Below are 19,910 nucleotides of genomic sequence, written 5' to 3'. Positions count from 1 at the left end.
CCCGTTCGCGTCCATCGGCTGTCCTGCCGATCATAGGTTTACCGAAATGATAACGCTATCGGGAAACGATCCTCCCCGGCACGGGGAGGGGGACCAGCGAAGCTGGTGGAGGGGGCGTCCCACACAGGACATGCCTTGCGGAAGCCCCCCTTCCGTCAGGGCTTCGCCCTGCCACCTCCCCGTGCCGGGGAGGATTTCAGCGATCGTCCTCGAACGACAGGGTAGCGCGGATCGGGAAATGGTCCGACGGATAGGTCTTGCCCTGATGATATGAATCGGTGGCGACCGCGTCCGCCCTGAACCCGCGCAGGAACAGATAGTCGATCCGCCGGTCGGGCGTGCCGGTAAAGTCGTGAAAGGTCATCTCCGGCCCCTCGCGCCGCTTGGCGCTGGTCCATGCATCGCTCAGCGCGGCCGCCAGGGTGCGATAGGCGGCGGTGTCGGGCCGCGCGTTCATGTCCCCGGCCAGCACCACCGGCAAGTCCTTCGCCAGCGCGGGCAGGCGCGACAGGATCAGCTTGGCCGAGCGATCCCGTGCCTCGGCATCCTCCTCCCGGTGGGCCAGATGGGTGTCGATGAACAGGAAGCGGTGCGGCTTTTGCCCCTTGGTCTCGAACACCGCCCAGTTCGCCATGCGGGGCAGGTCGGTGCCCCAGCTCCGGCTGCCGACCGTCTCGGGCGTGTCGGACAGCCAGAAGTCGCCATGTTCGATCAGGGTCAGGCGATCCGGGCGATAGAATATGCCCATATGCTCGTCGCCATGCCCGCCACGCCGGTCGCGCCCGAACCAGCGATAGCCGGGAAGCGCCCGCACGATGTCGTCACCCTGCCGCTGGAGCAGTTCCTGCGTGCCGATCAGATCGGGCGCGGCGCGGCGGAGCAGTTCGACCAGCACCGGCCGCCGCACCGCCCAGCGCTGCGGCCCCTCGTCGGAGGCATAGCGGACATTGAACGTCATGACCTTCAGCGGCTGGGCCATGGCCGTCACCGGGGCCAACAGCGCCGCCGCCAGTGCCATCACGATCCGCCCGTTCCGCCACGCTTTCATCATCTCGCCAATCCTCACACACCCGCCTGCCCCGATCGGAGCAGGCCATGGCCGCTCTTGGCAAGCCTGCATGGCATTGGCGTGACGGTTTGACGGTTCGGGTGCCTGACCCAAGCGATCAGGCGTCGGCCCAGCGGCGCAGAAGATTGTGATAGACCCCGGTCAGTTCGACCACCGACCGGTCGCCCTGCCCCTTGTCCGCCCCGACCCGCTGGATCGCGCGGTCGAGGTCGAACAGGATGCGCCGCTCGCCATCGTCGCGGACCATCGACTGAATCCACAGGAACGAGGCGACCCGCGTGCCGCGCGTCACCGGCTCGACCCGGTGAAGGCTGGAGGCAGGATAGAGCACCGCGCTGCCCGCCGACAGCTTGACCCGCTGTTCGCCGTACAGATCCTCTACCACCAGCTCGCCGCCGTCATAGGCCGCCGCGTCCTCCAGGAAGAGCGTCAGCGACAGGTCGGACCGCATCCGGAAGTCGCTGCCCCGCTTCAACCGGACGGCATTGTCGACATGCACGTCGAACGCCTGCCCCCCGGCATAGCGGTTGAACAGCGGCGGATAGACTTTGAGCGGCAGGGCCGCCGCCACGAACAAGGGCGAGCGGCCCAGCGCATCCAAGACCATCCGCCCCGCCTCGATCGCCGCCGCCGAATCCTCGGGCAACTGGTCGTTGCGCTTCGCCAGCGCCGCCTGCGGGCCCGAGGTGGCGTTGCCGTCCGCCCAGGCGCCCGCATCGATGAGGCTGCGGACCCGGGCGACCCCGGCGGGATCGAGGATGTCGGGGAGGACGATCAACATCGGCGAAGCCTAGCCCGTTCAGAAATTGTAGAACAGGCTCAGCGTCGCCTGCCGCCGGTCGCCGGGGATCGCCCAGCCGCCGGTGACGACGCCGGTCGTCGCATTGATGTTGTTGCGCACACCCGTCACATATTTCTCGTCGGTGAAGTTCTGGACGTTGAGCTGCATCGTCCAGCGCTGCGCGATGGTATAGGCCAGGAAGGCGCGATGGATGAGGTAATCGTCCACCTTGAACTGCACCGGATTGGCCGCGACCGGCGCATTGGTCGCGAACGACCCCTGATAGGTCAGGCCGTAACCGACCTCCAGGCCGAAGGGCAGTTTGTAGGTGGTGAACAGGCTGCCCGAATGTTTCGGCGTCTGGAACAACTGGCTGCCCGCCTGCGGATCGGCGACGCCCGCCGCCTTGTCGCGGTTGGAGATGCTCTGGAGCACCTTGCCGTCGAGATAGGTGTAGTTGGCGAAGATCGTCCAGGCCCGGGTGATCGTCCCCGACGCGCCCAGTGCGATGCCGTCGACCCGGCTGCGTCCGTCGAGCACCTGGAGCCCCGCAGGCAGCGCCGGATCGTTGGAGGGCACGCGGTAATTGGTCCGCTCGTTGCGGAAGACGGCCGCCGTCAGCTCCAGCTTGCGGTCGAACAGTCCGGCCTTCACCCCCGCCTCGTAATTCTTGGCAGTCTCGGGCGCGACGGCGCAGGGGTCGGCCGCCGTGGCGCTCGCCGGCACGCCGCAGCCCAGCCGCACGGTCGAGGAAGACGGGGTCTTGGCATTGCCATAGCCCGCATAGAGGCTGACATTCTCGACCGGGTGGAACACGCCGCCGACCCGCCAGGAGAACAGCCGCTCGCTGCTGACCTGCGGACGCGCCTGAAGCGCGGTCAGCTGGGTCGACCCCGGCGGCACCACCGTCAGCGGCAATGCGCGGAAATCGGCCTCCTGGGTTTCATAGCGGACGCCGCCGTTCAGCTCGAAATAGCGGTTCAGCTCCAGCGTGTCGAAGGCATAGACGGCCAGGTTGCGCGTCTCGCTGCGCGACTGGGCGGTGATCGTATAGTTGATCGGCCCGGTATAGTTGGTGTTGGGATTGGCGATGTCGATCAGCGGCAGGGGCGACACCGCGCTGCCATTCGCATTGCGCAGCAACGAGCCCTGGGTGATCCGGTAATTCTCCAGCATCCCCGACACGCCGACATTCAGGACATTGTGGAACCCGCCCTTGCTCCCCGCTTCGTGCCGCAGGTCGAGCTGATCGTAGAGCATCTGGTTCTGCTGGTCGCGTACCAGGCCGCGCGGGCCCGAGGGCAGGTAGGAGCCTGCCGGCACGTTCGCCGGACAGGCCGCGCCCACCGTCGCCCCCGGCGTCGCGGTGATCGGCTGCAACCCGGTCGAGGCGAGGCAGAAGGTCCCCTGCGGCGCGGAGGTGACGCTATACTGGGTCACCTGCTGCCAGCGGGTCAGGTTGCGGACGCTCCAATGCTCGTCGATCTGGTGGCGGAAGGTCGCGGTGAAGCGATCGACCGTCGTGTCCTGCCGATCGAGATTGGCGATCCCGTAATAGCTGCTGCGCTTGGCCCCCGGCACGAAGCCGTCGACCAGGCCGTTGTCGAAATAGGGAATGCCATAGATGGGCGTGTTGCGATCCTCCTGATGCACATAGGCGAGCGTCAGGCTGGTCGGGCCGGTGATGCCGATCGTGACGGAGGGGGCGACGCCCCAGCGCTCCATCTTCTCGACGTCGCGACCGGGCACGTCGTTATGATGATAGGCGCCGTTCAGCCGCACCGCGACCAGGTCCGACACGCGGACATTGCTGTCGATCGCGCCGCGATAATAATTGTCGGTGCCGACCGAGCCCTGCGCGATCGTCAGCGTCTCGGGCGTGGGCACCTTGGAGACGAGGTTGATCGTGCCGCCGACGGAGCCCGATCCGTTGAAGACGCTGTTCGCGCCGTTATAGACCTCGACCTGTTGCAGGTTGAACGGGTCGGTGCGGCTATATTGCGCGCTGTCGCGAACCCCGTCGATGGTGATGTCGTTGTTCGCCGAATAGCCGCGCAGGTTGATCGAGTCGCCATAACCGCCGCCGCCTTCGCCCGCGCCGAAGGTGATGCCCGGAATCGTCTGAAGCACGTCACGCAGCGTCTGGAGATTCTGTTTGCGGATGGTCTGCTCGCTGACCACGGTGATCGTCTGCGGCGTGTCGAGCAGCGGCGCGGTCGCCTTCGGGCTCTCCAGCGTCTCGGTGGCGGCACGCTGGCCGGTGACGATGACGGTGTCGCGCTGGCCGGTCGAATCCTGGGCGCGCGTGGCGGACGCATGGACGCCCGACGGATCGGCGCGTCCCTCCGTCTCGGCGGCGGCGACATGCGGCGCAGTCGCCAGGAAGCCCACGCACGACAGGGCGATGAACGTTTGTGACATGATGATTCCCCTTCGCATCCGCCGCTAATGCGAGACACTCTCATCGTCAATGCGATTGATAGTGATTATCACGAATGTCATGTAAGGTGACGGCTTAGGCCCTCCGGCGTCGTTGAACGCGAACGTCGTCCCATTCCTGCCGGGCGAACCACAGCACCTTACCAGGGCTGAAACTGACCGGAATGGTCAGACAGACAGAAATCCAAGAGCATTAAGCGCAAATGAGGCCGTCCGCGCCTGTCAGCTGGAAACCAAGTTTTCACATGCCTTCGTTATCGATCCCCTCATGAGAAAGCCGTCAAATGCGGGCCTGCACCTTCCCATTGAGCGGCCACAGGTGGAACGGGGCCTTGCTGTCCGCCGCTCGTGGCCGAACAACCCATTTTGGCGAAAATCCTTCCGGCCGATGGACGAGCAAGGCGAAACGCTGTCCCATGTCGCCATCGACCTGAGCACGTCACACCGCCCGGCCGAATGCGTGCCGTCATGCTGATCCGCCCGGCCGTCGAACGGGATGCACCGGCGTTGAGCCGCGTCCTCCTCGACATCATCGCGATCACCGGTCGGATGCGTCCGCACGACCCGGACTTCACCCTGTCGCACTATATCGCGAACCGCGACAGCGTCCGGTGCAGCGTCGCCCTCGACGCCGAAGGTACCGTCATGGGCTTTCAGTCGCTGGTCCGCGCGGTGCCCGGCAATCGCTATGACGTGCCCGAGGGTTGGGGGATCATCGGCACCCATATCAGCCCGCGCGCGCATCGCAGGGGCGTGGGCACCGCGCTGTTCGCGGCGACGCGGCCCGCGGCGGTCGCGGCGGGTCTGCCCCGGATCGACGCCTGTATCGGTGCCGACAATGCGATGGGCCTGCGCTATTACGAAGCCATGGGTTTTCGCACCTGGCGCGAAGGTGACGGCATCGTGCAGAAGATGCTGGTCGTCACGCCCGACGGCTGAGAAACTGTCTGGGAAATTGGCAAAAGAGCCAATTTCCGGCGGCACCGGCCCGCTCGAAACTCACTGTAAGCGAGTTTCCAAACGGACTCTGACACGCGGGCGATGGCGGGATCTCGCGCAATTCTGTATGGCGCGCGGGATGATCCGCCTCAGTGAATTGAAACTGCCTCTCCACCATCCGGACGAGGCCCTGCCCGCCGCCATCTGTCGCCGATTGCGGGTGACGCCGCGCGAGCTGGTGCGCTTCGTCGTGGCGCGGCGCGGGCATGATGCGCGCGACAAGAACAATATCCAGCTCGTCTACTCGGTCGACGTCAACCTGAAGAACGAAGCGGCCGTGCTGGAGCGTTTCCGCCGCGACCGCGATGTGCAGAAGACGCCCGACACCCGCTACCACCTGCCCAGCGCCCCACCGCCGGGTGCGAAGCGGCCGGTCGTGATCGGCGCGGGGCCCTGCGGCCTGTTCGCCGCGCTGGTGCTGGCGCAGGCGGGATACCGCCCGATCGTCCTGGAGCGCGGCAAGGTGGTGCGCGAGCGGACCCAGGACACCTGGGGCCTGTGGCGGCGCAGCGTTCTGAACCCCGAATCCAACGTCCAATATGGCGAAGGCGGAGCGGGCACCTTCTCGGACGGCAAGCTCTACAGCCGGATCAAGGACCCGCGCCACCTGAACCGCAAGGTGCTGACCGAGTTCGTCAAGGCGGGCGCACCGCCGGAGATCCTGACCGAGGCGCATCCGCATATCGGCACCTTCCGCCTGGTGACGATGGTCGAGAGCATTCGCGCGACCATTGAGGAACTGGGCGGCGAATATCGCTTCTCCACCCGCGTCGACGGGCTGGATGTGGAAACCGACGGATCGGGCGAGCGTCATGTGCGCGGGCTGCACCTGAACGGCGGCGGCTATCTGGAAGCCGATCATGTCGTCCTCGCCATCGGCCATAGCGCACGCGACAGCTTCGCGATGCTGCAAAGCGCCGGTGTCCATGTCGAGGCCAAGCCCTTTTCGATCGGCGTCCGCATCGAGCATCCCCAAGGCTGGATCGACCGCGCGCGTTTCGGGCATCAGGCGGGCCATCCGGTCCTGGGCGCAGCGGAATATCACATCTCGCACCATTGCTCGAACGGGCGGACGGTCTACAGCTTCTGCATGTGCCCCGGCGGCACGGTGGTCGCCGCCACCTCCGAAGAGGGCCGCGTCGCGACCAACGGCATGAGCCAATATTCACGCAACGAACGCAACGCCAATTCGGGCTTCGTCGTCGCGATCGACCCGGAGCGCGACTATCCGGGCGATCCGCTGGCGGGGTTGGCGCTGCAACGCCATTGGGAGGAGCGCGCCTATGTCGCGGGCGGCTCCAACTACAAGGCTCCGGCGCAGCGGGTCGGCGATTTTCTGGCGAAGCGCCCCTCGACCATCCTGGGGTCGGTCACCCCCTCCTATCGCCCCGGCGTGACGCCGACCGACCTGTCGGAGTGCCTGCCCGACTTCGTGGTCGAGGCGATGCGCGAGGCGATCCCGGTCTTCGGCCGCCAGATCGCCGGCTATGATCACCCGGACGTGGTGATGACGGGCGTCGAGACCCGCACCTCCTCGCCGGTCCGCTTCACACGCGGCGAGGACGGGCACAGCCTCAACACGCGCGGGCTGTTCCCGGCGGGCGAGGGCGCGGGCTATGCGGGCGGCATCCTGTCGGCGGCGGTCGACGGCATCAAGACCGCCGAAGCGGTCGCGCAGAGCATCGTCGCGCGTCCGTGAAGATATTCTTCGACGGCGGCCACCGTCCCTCCGGCATGGAATGGGCGGTGGTGCTGGGAGGGCGTACCCATATCACCCGTGACCTGGGACCGGGCAACAGCATGACCGCCGAGTGGCTGGCGCTGATCGCGGCCATGCAGGCGGCGCAGCAGGCGGGGCTGGACGATGTCCTTCTGCTCGGCGACGCGGCGGCGGTGATCGCGCAGGCCATGGGCAAGGTGCGGGTGCCGCCCGCTCATCGGGAGCATTTCGCGCTTTGGTCCACGCTTCCCCGCCCGCCGCGCTTCCGGCTGCGCCACATCAAGCGCACCCAGAATCTCGCCGGGATCGCGCTGGCCAAGGCCCATCAAGGCTTTCCTCCCCTGTAAGGGGAGGGGGACCATGCGAAGCATGGTGGAGGGGTGTCACACCCTCGATAGGGGGACACCCCTCCGTCAGTCCTCCGGACTGCCACCTCCCCTTGCTGGGGAGGAATGAGCCATCGCGAAGGTGCGCGACAGTCCATGGTACAGTTTTTCGCGGCACACCAACTGGCTGACCCCATCGGCGATGAAGGCGGTCGCGAACATGGGCAGCATCAGGCCACGGCTGGCGGTCGTTTCCGACAGGATGATCACGGCGGTCAGCGGCGCGCGGACCACGCCCGCGAAATAGCCGACCATCCCCAGGATCACGATGGCGGAGGCGGGCGAGTCCGGGAAGATCGAGCGGAGCAGATTGCCCACACCCGCCCCGACCGCCAGCGACGGCGCGAAGATGCCGCCCGGCAACCCCGCGACCGCCGTGGCGAGCGTCGCCAGGAACTTGGCCGGGCCGAACCACAGGGGCGCATCGACCCCGACGATCATCGCCCGCGCCGCGCCGTAGCCGGTGCCCCAGGTCAGGCCGGTCCCGACGCCCAGCCCCGCGACGACGCAACCGCACAGCGCCGCGAACAGGATCGGCCGCTGCTTGCTCCACCGCGTCACCCGGTTGGTCCCGGTCGCCATCATCAGCATCAGCCGGGCGAAGCCGCCCCCCGCCAGTCCGCCGACGATCCCCGCCACCGGCGCGGCGATCAGCGCGGTGACGATGGGCATATGCGCGCCGATCAGCCCGAAATAGACATAATCGCCCTGCACCGACTGGGCGACCATCCCCGCGATGGCGATGGCGGCGATCACCAGCAGCGTCACCTTCTGCTCATAGGCGGAGGCCAGTTCCTCGATCGCGAAGAGCAGCCCGGCCAGCGGCGTGTTGAACGCCGCCGCCACACCCGCCGCGCCGCCCGCGATCAGCACCGCGCCGCGCAACGGCACGCCGAGGATCCGGTGCGTCAGCCCCATGATCGCGGCGGCGATCTGCACCGTCGGCCCCTCTCGCCCGACCGACGCGCCGCCCAGCACCGCCGCCAGGGTCAGCCCCGCCTTGCCGATCACGGTGCGGATCGACACCAGCCCTTGCGTCGCCTGATCGGGATCGGCCTGCGCCGCCATCACCTGGGGGATGCCCGACCCGCGCGCCAACGGCACGAAGCGCCGCGTGATCCAGACCAAAGCGGCGAACAGGAGCGGCGTCACCACCAGCGGTGCCCAACGCCACCGCGCGGCGAAATGGCCGAACATCTCGCCCGCCAGATCGGCGGCCTGGGCAAAGACGGTCGCGGCCAGCCCCACCGCGACCGCACCGATCAGGATGGCGAGCCGCGTCCGGAAGTGGACGGATTTGGGACCCTGCGCCCGCAACAGCGCGCGGTAGCGGGCCGGGGTCCATTTCCGTATGCCGGGATTGTCCGATCGGGGGTCTGCCATATGCCGTCCTCTACACTCGGATCGCCATCGAAAACCAGCCGGAGGCCGCCGTCCGCCTCCCCGATCCCGGCTGCGCATCAGCCCAACGTCACCCGGTCGATGGCCGGGGTGAAGCGGGCATTGTGCAACTGGCGCAATCGCTCGGTCTGCGCCAGCGACGCGGCCATCACCGCCGCCGGGGCAAGCGCGTCGGCGCGGTGAAGCGCGATCAGCGCGGCGTCGGGCAAGGCCTGCATCGCCGCCTCGTCGATGGTGTACAGCCCGGCCAGATCATGCTCCCCACCGCCCGCCAATTCCAGCGACAGCGGCAAGGGCCGGATCAACCGCAGCGCGGCATAGCGGTCGACCAGTGCCTGCGCCGCCTGCATATCGGCGATCACCTCGGTCAGCGCGGTGCGGACACGGCCCGGCAACGGCGTGGGCGCGCCCTGCGCGAACAGCGGCTCGCCCGTTTCGCCGATTGTCGGATCGGCAGGGTCGATCGCGAGCCCCTCCACCCCGCCATCATGCAGCCGGAACCCGCCGAGCAGCGCCGCGCGCGGGACATAGGTCGCCTGGAACCCGCCGCCGAAGACGAACAGATTGGCGGGCTCGACCAGCGCCATCAGCGCGATCAGGTTGAACCGCCCGGTCTGCCCGTCTTTGGCCAGGCAGAGCGACATGTCGGCGGCGGCGAAGGCGAGTTCGGACAGGCCGATGCGCACGAAGCGCCGCGTCGCCCCCGCCGCATGACGGTCATAACGCAGCGCACCGTGCGCGGTCGGGCAAAGCGGGACGGGGCCGGTCATACCCGTTGCAGACCATGTTCGCGGATCGCGCGCAACACATCGCGGTGGCGCGGGGCCCGTGCGCGCAGTTCGTCCTTGGCCCGCGCGTTACGTGCCGCGAAACGCTGCGCCGTCGCCGCATCGGGCGAGGCCGGATCGACCCGGGGATAGGCGCTGGCAAAGCCCATGCCGTGCAGGATGTACTGATAGCTGGGCCAGGAGAACACCTCGCGCGCATGGTCGAAGTCCTGCGGGCCGGGCGAATGGTGCCGCCAAAGCTCCAGCCGCTCGCGCAGGCCGTCCGGGATGGAGGCGGCGGCGACATTGTCGCGCCAGAATTCCGTATCGGTCCGCCGGGTGAGGACATAATGCAGCTTCAGGAACTCGATGATCCGCATCCAGTGATGGGTGAAGGTCGCGTTGAACTTCCGCGCCATCACATCCATCGCGGCGCGGGTACGCGGCAGGCGGTCGGCGATCGCGTCCATCGACGTCTCGATCAGCATCAGGGCGGACGCCTCCAGCGGCTCGATGAACCCGGCGGACAGCCCCACCGCGACGCAGTTGTTCTGCCAGAAGCGGGTCCGGTGCCCGGCATCGATGGTGATCCGGCGAACGTTCAGCGCGTCGGCCCCCGGCCCGGCATAACGGCGCAGCGCCGCCTCCGCCGCATCGTCGCTGATATGCGCGCTGCTATAGACATGGCCGATCCCGCGCCGCGTCCACAGCCCGATGTCCCAGATCCAGCCCGCATCCTGCGCCGTCGCCACGGTGTGGCAGGTGATGGCGTCGTCCTCGGATTCGTAGGGAAGCTGCAACGCCATCGCCCGGTCGGCGAACAGCACATCGCCACAGCGCCGGAATGGCACCTCGTAAACGTCCCCGATCAGCAGCGCGGCGAAGCCCGTGCAATCGACGAAGAAATCCCCCTCCACCACGCGGCCATCCGCCAGTTCCAGCGCGGCGATATCGCCATGGTCGGTCATCCGGGGCGTCGCCACGTCGCCCAGCACATGCTCCACCCCCAGCACGCCGACACCGTGATGGCGCAGCAGGGTCGCGAACTTGCCCGCGTCCAGATGATAGGCATAATTGGCGTGGCCCGCATATTCGGACATCACGATGCTCTTGGGCGCCAGCCCCGCGTCGCACAGCATCGCCTGGTAATCGACCCAATCGGCGAAGTCGCCCGCCCCTGCCTCGCGCCCGTGCAGCCAGTGCGGAGCCATGTCGATCTCGGTCGCCCCGGCGGGCGGATTGAGCGGGTGGTAATAGGCATCGCCGGGCGTCCCGTCGGTCCAGCCGACGAAGCGCGCGCCCTGTTTGAACGCCGCGTCGCAGGAGCGGATGAAGTCGGTTTCGGTGATGCCGATCTTCGCCAGCGTGTTGCGCATCGTCGGCCAGGTCCCCTCGCCCACGCCGATCGTCGGCACGTTCCTCGATTCGACCAGGGTGACCGCGACGTCGCCGCCGGTCCGCCGCGCGCCGGCGGCCAGGCGACAGGCCGCGATCCATCCCGCCGAGCCGCCGCCCACCACGACCACCCGTCGCACGGGCCGATCCCCCGCCGCCGCTCGATCCGTCATCGCTTTCCCCTCCAATTGCCGCACGGTGATCTACAGCAGCATCGTTTTCATTTGAATTTGTCAGACATAGCGCATAACAAACGCCGATCAAGCAGCCCGGCCGAGGCTGAAATCGAGACTGACATAGGGGAGAGATATGACTCAAGTCGCTGCAACAACCATTCGTGGCCGTTTGCTCGGCCGTGCCGGATTGTCCACCGCACTTGTCGCACTTATCACCGCCACGCCGGCCCTGGCCCAGACGCAGACTCCGCCGGCCGACCAGACCGCCACCCTGCCCAGCCAGAGCGAGGCGGACGGCACGTCGGGCGACATCATCGTCACCGGCATCCGTCGCAGCATCGAATCCGCCGCCGCGATCAAGCGCGACGCCGCCGGTATCCTCGACGCGATCTCCTCCGAAGACCTGGGCAAATTCCCCGACGCCAACGTCGCCGAATCGCTCCAGCGCATCCCCGGCGTCGCGATCGACCGCAGCAATGGCGAAGGCGCCTCGGTCAGCGTGCGCGGCCTCGGCCCCGCGTTCAACACGGTGCTGTTCAATGGGCGCAGCTTCGCGTCCGACAATTACAACCGCGCCTTCTCCTTCGACCTGATCCCCGCCGAGCTGATCAGCGGCGCGCAGGTCTATAAGAGTTCGCAGGCCCCGCTTCAGGGCGGCGGTATCGGCGCGACGATCAACGTCCAGACGCCCCGCCCGCTCGCGCTCAAGGAGTTCAAGGGCGTCTTCACCGGCAAGGCGCTGTACGAAGGCAACAGCAAGAAATTCACGCCGCAGCTCTTCGGCCTGCTCAGCGACACCTTTGCCGACGGAAAGCTGGGCCTGCTCGCCTCGCTGTCCTATCAGAAGCGTATCGCCTCGATCCGGGCGATCAGCACCGATGGTTATATCCCCGGCACCTCGGTCGGCCCGAACAGCGCGCCGCTCTACACCAATGTCTATGCGCCGCGTAACCAGGACGTGAACGAGACGCGCGACGATCGCACCCGCCTGGGCGCGACGCTGGTCGCGCAATATGCGCCGACCGACGAGCTGACCTTCACCGTCGACGGCCTCTACAACCGGTTCAAGAGCGACACGACCACGCGGGGCCTGGGCAGCTGGTTCGAGCCGACCAGCTATACCGCCGCGCAGATCGATTCGAACCGCAGCGTCACCTCGCTGACCACCAACGGCAATGCCGACTTCATCGCCTCCGGCGGGGTGCGCGAGACGACGACCTATGAGGCCGGGTTCAACGCCGAATGGCGGCCCGCCGATACGGTGCGCATGGTCTTCGACGCCACCTATTCGCAGGCCAAGAATGCGGGCGGCGGCAAATCCTATTTCACCGTCATCGGCGTGCCGACCCAATATTCGTTCAGCGCGGCGGAAGGGAACGGCATCCCCTCCACCTCCGGCTATGACAATGGCGTGCTGACCAACCCGGCGCTGGGCCGCACCCATATCGCCGGGCGCAGCGGCAACGACGTGACCGAGAAGGTCCAGGAATATCGCTGGAACACCGAATGGAAGCCGGGCTGGAACATCGTCTCGGCGCTCCGCTTCGGCCTTACCGGCACATCGCGCGACAAGAGCAACGTGCCCTTCTCGTCGGACCCGAATATCGGCTGCCTCTATTGCGGTTACCCGACGCTGGCCGATCCGTCGCTCCTCTCGCCCTTCACCCTCGGTTCGCTGGGGCAGAAGGGCGGCAGCGTGCCGACCACCTTCCTGACCTATGACCCGCAGGCCTATTTCAACTATCTGACCAGCCCGGCGGCGACCACCGCGCTCGACCTGGCGCGCGGCCAGCCGGTGGGGACGACCGCCGCGATCTTCGCGCGGACCAACGGCTATGCGGTGACCGAGCAGCCCTCGGCACGGGTCCGTGAAAAGGTCTTCGCCAGCTATGCCGATATGGACCTGGAAGGCACGGTCGCGGGGCTCCCCTGGTTCATCAATATCGGCGGACGCTATGAATATACCGAGCTGGTCTCGTCCGGGCAGCAGTTGCAGCTGACCGACCTGCTTCCCGTGGCGGGCGATCCGACCACCTATACCGGCGTCTTCGCCAACAACCGCGCGGCGGTGTCGGTCAACAAGCGTTCGTCCTACAGCAACTTCCTGCCCAACCTGAACGCGAAACTGAACCTGACGACCAAGCTCCAGGCGCGTTTCGCCGCCTACAAGACGCTGACCCGCCCCGCGATCGGCGATCTGGCGCCCAGCCTGGACATCGGGACGCTGCGCCCCGCGACGCTGACCGCGACCGGCGGCAATCCCGACCTGAAGCCGTATCGCGCGACCAATTTCGACCTGTCGCTGGAATGGTATCCCACGCCCACCACCACCCTCTCGGCGGCGGTGTTCCACAAGACGGTGGACGACTTCATCGTCCAGACCTTCGGCGAGGAATTGTTCACCATCGCCAATGCGGGCAACCTGCCGGTCGGCGGGCTGATCGTCGGGCCCAACACCGCCAAGTTCAGCGTGCGCCGTCCGCGCAACGCCCAGTCGCTGAAGATCAAGGGGCTGGAGTTGAACCTGGTCCATACGCTCGACTGGCTGCCCGGCGTGCTCAGCGGCTTCGGCGTACAGGCCAACGCGACCTTCGTCTCGACCAACCGCGAATTCGACGTCAGCCAGATCGGTCAGTCCTTCGCGGCGGAGGGCATCGGCAATTCGCAGAACGCGACCCTGTTCTACGAGAAGTTCGGCGTGTCGGCGCGCATCGCCTATAACCGGCGCGAACGCTTCCTTCAGCAGCTCGCGGGCGGTCCGGGCAACGAGCCGGTGTTCGTGCGCGATTACGGCCAGTTCGACGGCAGCGTGGCGGTGAACGTCACCCCCTTCGCCCAGGTCTTCGTCGAGGGGACGAACCTGTTCAACGCAAAGTATTTCGCGACCGGGCGGTTCGACAACCAGTTGCTGCGCTATCAGAATTTCGGGCCGCGCTATGATGCGGGCGTCCGTTTCTCCTTCTGATGCGTGACCGGGGCGGGGTGGACCGATCACCCCGCTCCCTTCCTCTGACGGTGATGCGGGCTGATCCGGCCGCCCAGCGACACGATCGGTCTGGGTCGAAATCGCGGGCCGCGCGTTCATTCCGCTTAGGAAGGAGAACGACGTGCCTGAAAAAACCGTTGCGACAGAAGAGCCCGCCAGCTTTGCCGATCTCCCCATCCAGCCGACCGGCTCGGGGGTGCAGGATCTGGAGATCGCCTATGAGCAGATGGCATTGGCCCAGGGCGATCCCGCATCGTCGGCGGACGGGCTCGATGCGTCGATCCCGACCGAGGAGGATGAAGCCGCCATGGTCAGCGCCGCCCATCCGAGCTGATCGTCGCGCCATCTCGCGGGCCATGACCCGCCCATCGAAAAGCGAAAGGCCGCTCCCTTGACGGGGCGGCCTTTCCTCGATCGAGCCTGACGCGGCGCGATCGCCGGTCAGCGCAGCATCGGCGTCATCCGATCCCATTTTTGCGAAAACAGCGCCGCACAGTCCGCGTCGGACAGATTTTCCCAATAGGTCGCTCGGCTGACCCCCTCGACCATATCCAGCAATATCCGGGCGATGACCATCGCCTGTTCCTCCCGGCCCACCGACCTTGCGGCGGTCAGGACGAATGCCCGATAGAAATCGAAATGCGCCTTGCGCCACAGGGCGAACCACTGGTGCATGGATTTGTCGTTCAGCGCCTCGGACATCAGGATGGTGACGCTCCGCTCGCGCACGCCCCCATCCGGCCGGCACATGCGCCAGGACAATTCCTTCAGGGCGAGCACGGGATGTCGGGGCAGACCGTCGGCCAGACGGAAATGGACCGTCTCCATGACCCGGTCCATCACGTCCATCAGCAGCGATATCTTGCTGGACCAGCGCCGATAGACCGCCTGCTTGCTTACCCCGACCGACTGGGCGATCTGGTCGATGGAAATGTCCAGGCCCTGCTCGACAAAGGCGATGATCGCGGCTTCGACGACCAGATGGCCGATCTCCGCCGCGCGCTCGACGCTGGGGCGGCCGCGCGACCGTGGGACGGGATCGCGACCGCCCGGAGGCGAAACCAGGATATCGCCCATATCGGCTAGTTCAGCCCGCCGCCCAGCGAACGGTACAGCTCCACCATGTTGCTCTCGCGATTGAGGCGGGTGGTCACCAGCAACTGCTGCGCCGAATAGGCGGTGCGTTGGGAATCGAGCGTCGTCAGGAAGGACTCGACGCCCGTCCGGTACCGCGCATCCGAGATTTTCAGCGCGACATTCGCCGCCTCCACGCGGGCCGTCTGCGCCGCGATCTGCTCGTCGATGGTGCCGCGTTGCGCCAGCGCGTCGGCGACCTCGCGGAAGGCCGTCTGGACGGTCTTCTCATAGGTCGAGACGGCAGCCTGTTGCTGCGCACGCGCGACGTCCAGATTGCCACGAAGCCGTCCCCCGTCGAACAGCGGCAGCGAGACCGACGGCGCGCCGGTATAGGTGAAGCTGCCACCCGCGAAGAGGCCGCTGAGCGCGGTGCTGATCGTGCCCAGCGTCGCGGTCAACGAGATGCGCGGGAACATCGCCGCGCGCGCCGCGCCGATATTGGCGTTCTGCGCGATCAACTGATGCTCCGCCTGCAACACGTCGGGGCGGCGCAGCAATATCTCGGACGACAGGCCGGTGGGCAGCACCGGCAAGGCCGCACCGCTTTCGCCCAATCCTTGCGGCAGCAGATCGACCTGCACCGGTGCGCCGACCAGCAGGTCGAGCGCGTTCTTGTCCTGCGCCACCCGCGTCTTCAACACCGCGATGTCGTTGCGCGCACCCTGATAGGTCGTCTCGGCCTGTCGCGCCTCGAGTTCGGAGGCGACGCCGATCCGGAACTGCGCGCGGGTCAGCTCCAGCGATTGCGCGAAGGATTTCAACGACTCCTGCGAAATGCGCAACTGGTCCTGGTCCGACGCATAGGTCAGCCAGGCCGTCGCGATCTCGGCGATCAGGCTGATGCGGGTCGAACGCTGGGCCTCCTCGGTCGCGAAATACTGTTCCAGCGCGGCGCGGTTGAGGTTGCGGACGCGACCGAAGAGATCGAGTTCGAAGGCCGAGAAACCGGCATTGACCGAATAGAATTCCAGATTGGACGCGGACGAGCCCACACCGACGCCCAGGCCCGTGCCACCGGCCCCGGCGCCAGCACCGGTTCCTGTGCCGGTGCCGGTACCCGCCCCGGCACCGCCGCCCGCCGCGCCGCCGAGCGCGCCCGCCGCACCCTGGATGTTGTTGGTATAGGTTCCCGAACCCGACAGGGTGGTCGAAGGGACCAGATCCGCACGCTGCACCCGATACTGCGCCCGTGCCTGCAACACATTGGCCGCTGCGATGCGCAGGTCGCGGTTGTTCTCAAGACCCAGCGCGATGGTGCGGCGCAGGCGGTCGTCGGTGAAGAATTGCTGCCACCCGATCTTGGTCACATCGGGCGCGTCGGACACCGCCGCCGGATAAATGCCGTCCTGGGGCAAGGTCGCGGGGACGGCGCCCACCGGGCGGACATATTTGGGGGCGAGATTGCACCCGGCCAGCGTCGTCGCCGCCAGCAGGGCCAAGGCAGATTTGGAACGGATCATGGATCAAACTCCCTGCGGCACGGGCGGCGTATCGGGACGGCCATCGTCGTGCGGCTGCGTATCGCCCTCGGCCCTGCGGTTCTTGCTGCGGTCGAACAGCCGCATGACGACGACGAAGAACATCGGCACGAAGAAGATCGCCAGGACCGTCGCCGAGAACATGCCGCCCACCACCGCGCGACCGATGGCGTTCTGGCCGCCCGCGCCCGCGCCATTGGCGATGGCCAGCGGGAACACGCCGAAGATAAAGGCCAGGCTGGTCATCAGAATGGGCCGCAGGCGCAGCTTGGCCGCCTCGATCGCCGCGTCGAAGGCATTATAGCCCTCGCGCATCCTCTCCTCGGCGAATTCGACGATCAGGATCGCGTTCTTCGCCGACACACCGATCGTGGTGATCAGGCCGACCTGCAGATAGATGTCGTTGTTCAGCCCGGTCAGCATGGCGGCGAGCAGCGCGCCGACGACGCCCAACGGCACCACCAGCATGACCGAGATCGGCACCGACCAGCTTTCGTACAGCGCGGCGAGGCACAGGAAGACGATCAGCAGCGACAGGCCGTAGAGCGCGGGCGCCTGACCACCGGACAATTGCTCCTCATAGCTGAGGCCGGTCCAGTCGAGCCGGGTGCCGGGCGGCAGCTTGGCCTGCATCTCCTCCATCGCCTTCATCGCGGCGCCCGACGCCACGCCCGGCGCGGCCTGGCCCAGGATTTCCATCGAGGGCTGGCCGTTATAGCGGGTGAGCTGCATCGGCCCCTGATTCCACGAGACGTCGGAGAAGGCGGTGAACGGCGCCATCGTGCCCGTGGCCCCGCGCACATAGAGTTTGCCGATATCCTCGGGCGCCATGCGATAGGCGGCATCGGCCTGGATATAGACGCGCTTCACGCGGCCCCGGTCGATGAAGTCGTTCACATAGGACCCGCCCCAGGCGGTCGCGATCGTGCTGTTGACGGTCGACAGGTCGAGGCCCAGCGCACCCGCCTTGTCCTGGTCGACATTGACCTTGAGCTGCGGCGCGTCGTCGAGCGCGTTGGGGCGCACGCCGACCAGCGACTTGTTCTGCGACGCCATGCCGAGCAACATGTTGCGCGCCGCCAGCAGCTTGTCATGGCCGATGCCGCTCTCGTCGACGAGCTGCATGTCGAAGCCGGTGGCATTGCCCAGCTCCTGCACCGCCGGCGGTATGACCGCGAAGATCAGGCCGTCATTATAGCGGGCGAACGCCCCCATCGCGCGGCCGATGATCGCCTGCGCCTTGTTCTCCGCGCCGGGACGGTCCTTCCATTCCTTCATCGGGATGAAGGCGATGCCGCTATTCTGGCCCTGCCCCGCGAAGCTGAAGCCGTTGATCGTATAGACGCCGCGAATGGCGCTGCCCGCATCGCTCAGGAAATGGTCGCGGACGAGGTCGAGGCCCTTCTGGGTCCGCGCCGTGGTCGCCCCCGGCGGGCCCTGGACCAGCGCGATCATCACGCCCTGATCCTCGTCGGGAAGGAAGCCGCTGGGCAGTCGCATGAACAGGAACGCCATCCCCGCGACGATCAGCGCATAGACGATCAGCGAACGCCCCCAGCGCCGCGCGGTCGAGCGCACGCCCTTCTCATACCGGTCGCGGCCGCGGTCGAACTTGTCGTTGAACCAGCGGAAGAAGCGCGCCAGCGGGCCATGACCTTCGGCCTTGTTCGGGTCGTGCGGCTTCAGGATGGTGGCGCAGAGCGCGGGCGTCAGGATCAGCGCGACCGCGACCGACAGCACCATCGCCGACACGATGGTGATCGAGAACTGGCGATAGATGACGCCCGTCGACCCACCGAAGAACGCCATCGGCAGGAACACGGCGGACAGCACCGCCGCGATGCCGATCAGTGCGCCGGTGATCTCGTCCATCGACTTGCGCGCCGCCTCCTTGGGCGACAGATGCTCGGTGGTGATCAGGCGCTCGACATTCTCGACCACGACGATCGCGTCGTCGACCAACAGGCCGATGGCCAGCACCATGCCGAACAGGGTCAGCGTGTTGATCGAATAACCGAACGCCGCCAGCACCGCGAACGTCCCCGTCAGCACCACCGGCACCGCGATCGTCGGGATCAGCGTCGCGCGGAAGTTCTGGAGGAACAGGAACATCACGAGGAAGACGAGCACGACCGCCTCGACCAGCGTCTCGATGACCTGCTCGATCGACAGGCGAACGAAGGGCGAGGTGTCGTAGGGGAAGATGACCTTGACGTCGGACGGGAACTCCTTCGCCAGGGCGTTCACCCGCTCCTTGACCGCGACGACGGTGTCGAGCGCGTTGGCGCCGGGGGCCAGCTTGATGCCGATGCCCGAGGCGGGCTTGCCGTTCCACTGCGCCGAGAAGGCGTAATTCTCCGCGCCGATCGCGACGCGGGCGACGTCGCCCAGCCGGACGATCGATCCGTCCGTGTTGCTCTTCAGGCGGATCTGCGCGAACTGCTCCGGGGAGGTCAGACGCGACGAGACCGAGACGGTCGCGTTGAGCATCTGTTCCTTGGGTGCGGGCTGCGCACCGATCTGGCCGGCCGAGACCTGCGCGTTCTGCGCCGTGACAGCATTGGTCACGTCCGCCATGGTCAGCGCATAGTTGTTCAGCTTGATCGGATCGACCCAGATGCGCATCGCATATTGCGAACCGAAGATCTGGGTGTCGCCGACGCCGGTGACGCGCGACAGCGGATCGGAAATCCGCGAGGCGACGATATCGGCCAGATCGTCCGCGTCATGCTTGCCATTCTCGGAATAGAGACCGACGAACAGCAGGAAATTCTGCGTCGCCTTGGCGACGATGATGCCCTGACGCTGCACCTCCTGCGGCAGGAGCGGGGTCGCCGCCTGCAGCTTGTTCTGGACCTGCACCTGCGCGATGTCGGGATCGGTCCCCTGTTCGAAGGTCAGCGTGATCGTCACGCTGCCCGCCGAGGAGGAGGAGGACGAGAAGTAACGAAGGTGGTCGATCCCCTTCATCTGCTGCTCGATGATCTGGGTGGTGGTGTTTTCCAGCGTCTGGGCGTCGGCGCCCGGATAGGTGGCCGTGATCGACACCGCGGGCGGCGCAATCGCCGGGAACTGCGCGATCGGCAGCGTGCGCAGCGAGAGCAGGCCGGCGATGACGACCAGCACCGCCAGCACATAGGCGAAGATCGGGCGATCGATGAAATAGCGTGACATGG

Annotated in this window: 14 protein-coding genes; 5 read left to right on the top strand and 9 right to left on the bottom strand. The window is 66.9% G+C overall.

Annotated elements, in window-relative coordinates; all coding sequences use genetic code 11:
• Positions 1–196: 196 nt before the first annotated feature.
• From OXQ33_RS09085 to OXQ33_RS09075, 3 genes are all read right to left on the bottom strand, one after another.
• Positions 197–1,051 (bottom strand): endonuclease/exonuclease/phosphatase family protein, encoded by an 855-nt coding sequence (locus OXQ33_RS09085; RefSeq protein WP_267434364.1) that lies wholly within the window; start codon positions 1,049–1,051, stop codon positions 197–199.
• 115 nt (positions 1,052–1,166) lie between these two features.
• Positions 1,167–1,850, bottom strand: coding sequence for a Fe2+-dependent dioxygenase (locus OXQ33_RS09080; protein WP_267434363.1), 684 nt, complete (start codon positions 1,848–1,850; stop codon positions 1,167–1,169).
• An 18-nt stretch (positions 1,851–1,868) separates the two neighbouring features.
• Positions 1,869–4,271, bottom strand: a complete 2,403-nt coding sequence (locus OXQ33_RS09075) for a TonB-dependent receptor (RefSeq protein ID WP_267434362.1) — start codon at positions 4,269–4,271, stop codon at positions 1,869–1,871.
• Between the two features lie 474 nt (positions 4,272–4,745).
• On the opposite strand from OXQ33_RS09075, the gene OXQ33_RS09070 reads away from it, so the two are divergent.
• From OXQ33_RS09070 to OXQ33_RS09060, 3 genes are all read left to right on the top strand, one after another.
• Positions 4,746–5,228 (top strand): GNAT family N-acetyltransferase, encoded by a 483-nt coding sequence (locus OXQ33_RS09070; protein ID WP_267434361.1) that lies wholly within the window; start codon positions 4,746–4,748, stop codon positions 5,226–5,228.
• 139 nt (positions 5,229–5,367) lie between these two features.
• The gene (locus OXQ33_RS09065) at positions 5,368–6,987 is read left to right on the top strand and encodes an NAD(P)/FAD-dependent oxidoreductase (RefSeq protein WP_267434360.1); all 1,620 of its coding nucleotides are present in this window, start codon (positions 5,368–5,370) and stop codon (positions 6,985–6,987) included.
• Positions 6,984–7,355 carry a reverse transcriptase-like protein gene (locus OXQ33_RS09060; RefSeq protein ID WP_267434359.1) on the top strand — a complete coding sequence of 124 codons (372 nt, stop codon included), beginning with the start codon at positions 6,984–6,986 and terminating at the stop codon, positions 7,353–7,355. The genes OXQ33_RS09065 and OXQ33_RS09060 overlap by 4 nt, the downstream gene beginning before the upstream one ends.
• Before the next feature lie 66 nt (positions 7,356–7,421).
• On the opposite strand, the gene OXQ33_RS09055 is transcribed toward OXQ33_RS09060, so the two are convergent.
• The 3 genes from OXQ33_RS09055 to OXQ33_RS09045 form a co-directional block, all read right to left on the bottom strand.
• Positions 7,422–8,777, bottom strand: coding sequence for a chloride channel protein (locus OXQ33_RS09055; protein WP_267434358.1), 1,356 nt, complete (start codon positions 8,775–8,777; stop codon positions 7,422–7,424).
• A 77-nt stretch (positions 8,778–8,854) separates the two neighbouring features.
• Entirely contained in the window at positions 8,855–9,565 is a 711-nt protein-coding gene (locus OXQ33_RS09050; RefSeq protein ID WP_267434357.1) for a SapC family protein, read from the bottom strand.
• On the bottom strand, positions 9,562–11,130 hold the full coding sequence (locus tag OXQ33_RS09045) for a tryptophan halogenase family protein (protein WP_267434356.1): 1,569 nt from the start codon (positions 11,128–11,130) through the stop codon (positions 9,562–9,564). Before OXQ33_RS09045 ends, OXQ33_RS09050 begins: the two co-directional genes overlap by 4 nt.
• Positions 11,131–11,266: 136 nt before the next feature.
• Here OXQ33_RS09045 and OXQ33_RS09040 point away from each other — a divergent pair, with 136 nt between their 5' ends.
• Together OXQ33_RS09040 and OXQ33_RS09035 are read left to right on the top strand one after the other, a co-directional pair.
• Positions 11,267–14,098: a TonB-dependent receptor gene (locus OXQ33_RS09040; RefSeq protein WP_267434355.1), complete on the top strand. Its 2,832-nt coding sequence runs from the start codon at positions 11,267–11,269 to the stop codon at positions 14,096–14,098.
• Between the two features lie 142 nt (positions 14,099–14,240).
• Positions 14,241–14,453 (top strand): hypothetical protein, encoded by a 213-nt coding sequence (locus tag OXQ33_RS09035; RefSeq protein ID WP_267434354.1) that lies wholly within the window; start codon positions 14,241–14,243, stop codon positions 14,451–14,453.
• Between the two features lie 107 nt (positions 14,454–14,560).
• On the opposite strand, the gene OXQ33_RS09030 is transcribed toward OXQ33_RS09035, so the two are convergent.
• Genes OXQ33_RS09030 through OXQ33_RS09020 form a run of 3 tightly spaced genes read right to left on the bottom strand, consistent with a single transcriptional unit; the run spans position 14,561 to position 19,908 of the window.
• A complete protein-coding gene (locus OXQ33_RS09030; RefSeq protein WP_267434353.1) occupies positions 14,561–15,196 on the bottom strand; it encodes a TetR/AcrR family transcriptional regulator in 636 nt (211 codons plus the stop codon).
• 5 nt (positions 15,197–15,201) lie between these two features.
• Positions 15,202–16,716, bottom strand: a complete 1,515-nt coding sequence (locus OXQ33_RS09025) for an efflux transporter outer membrane subunit (RefSeq protein WP_267434352.1) — start codon at positions 16,714–16,716, stop codon at positions 15,202–15,204.
• A gap of 3 nt (positions 16,717–16,719) precedes the next feature.
• A complete protein-coding gene (locus OXQ33_RS09020) occupies positions 16,720–19,908 on the bottom strand; it encodes an efflux RND transporter permease subunit (protein ID WP_267434351.1) in 3,189 nt (1,062 codons plus the stop codon).
• Between the last annotated feature and the right edge of the window lie 2 nt (positions 19,909–19,910).

The organism is Sphingomonas sp. GM_Shp_1 (assembly GCF_026540895.1).
GTDB lineage: Bacteria > Pseudomonadota > Alphaproteobacteria > Sphingomonadales > Sphingomonadaceae > Sphingomonas.
This window is presented reverse-complemented; position numbering and strand designations above follow the sequence as displayed.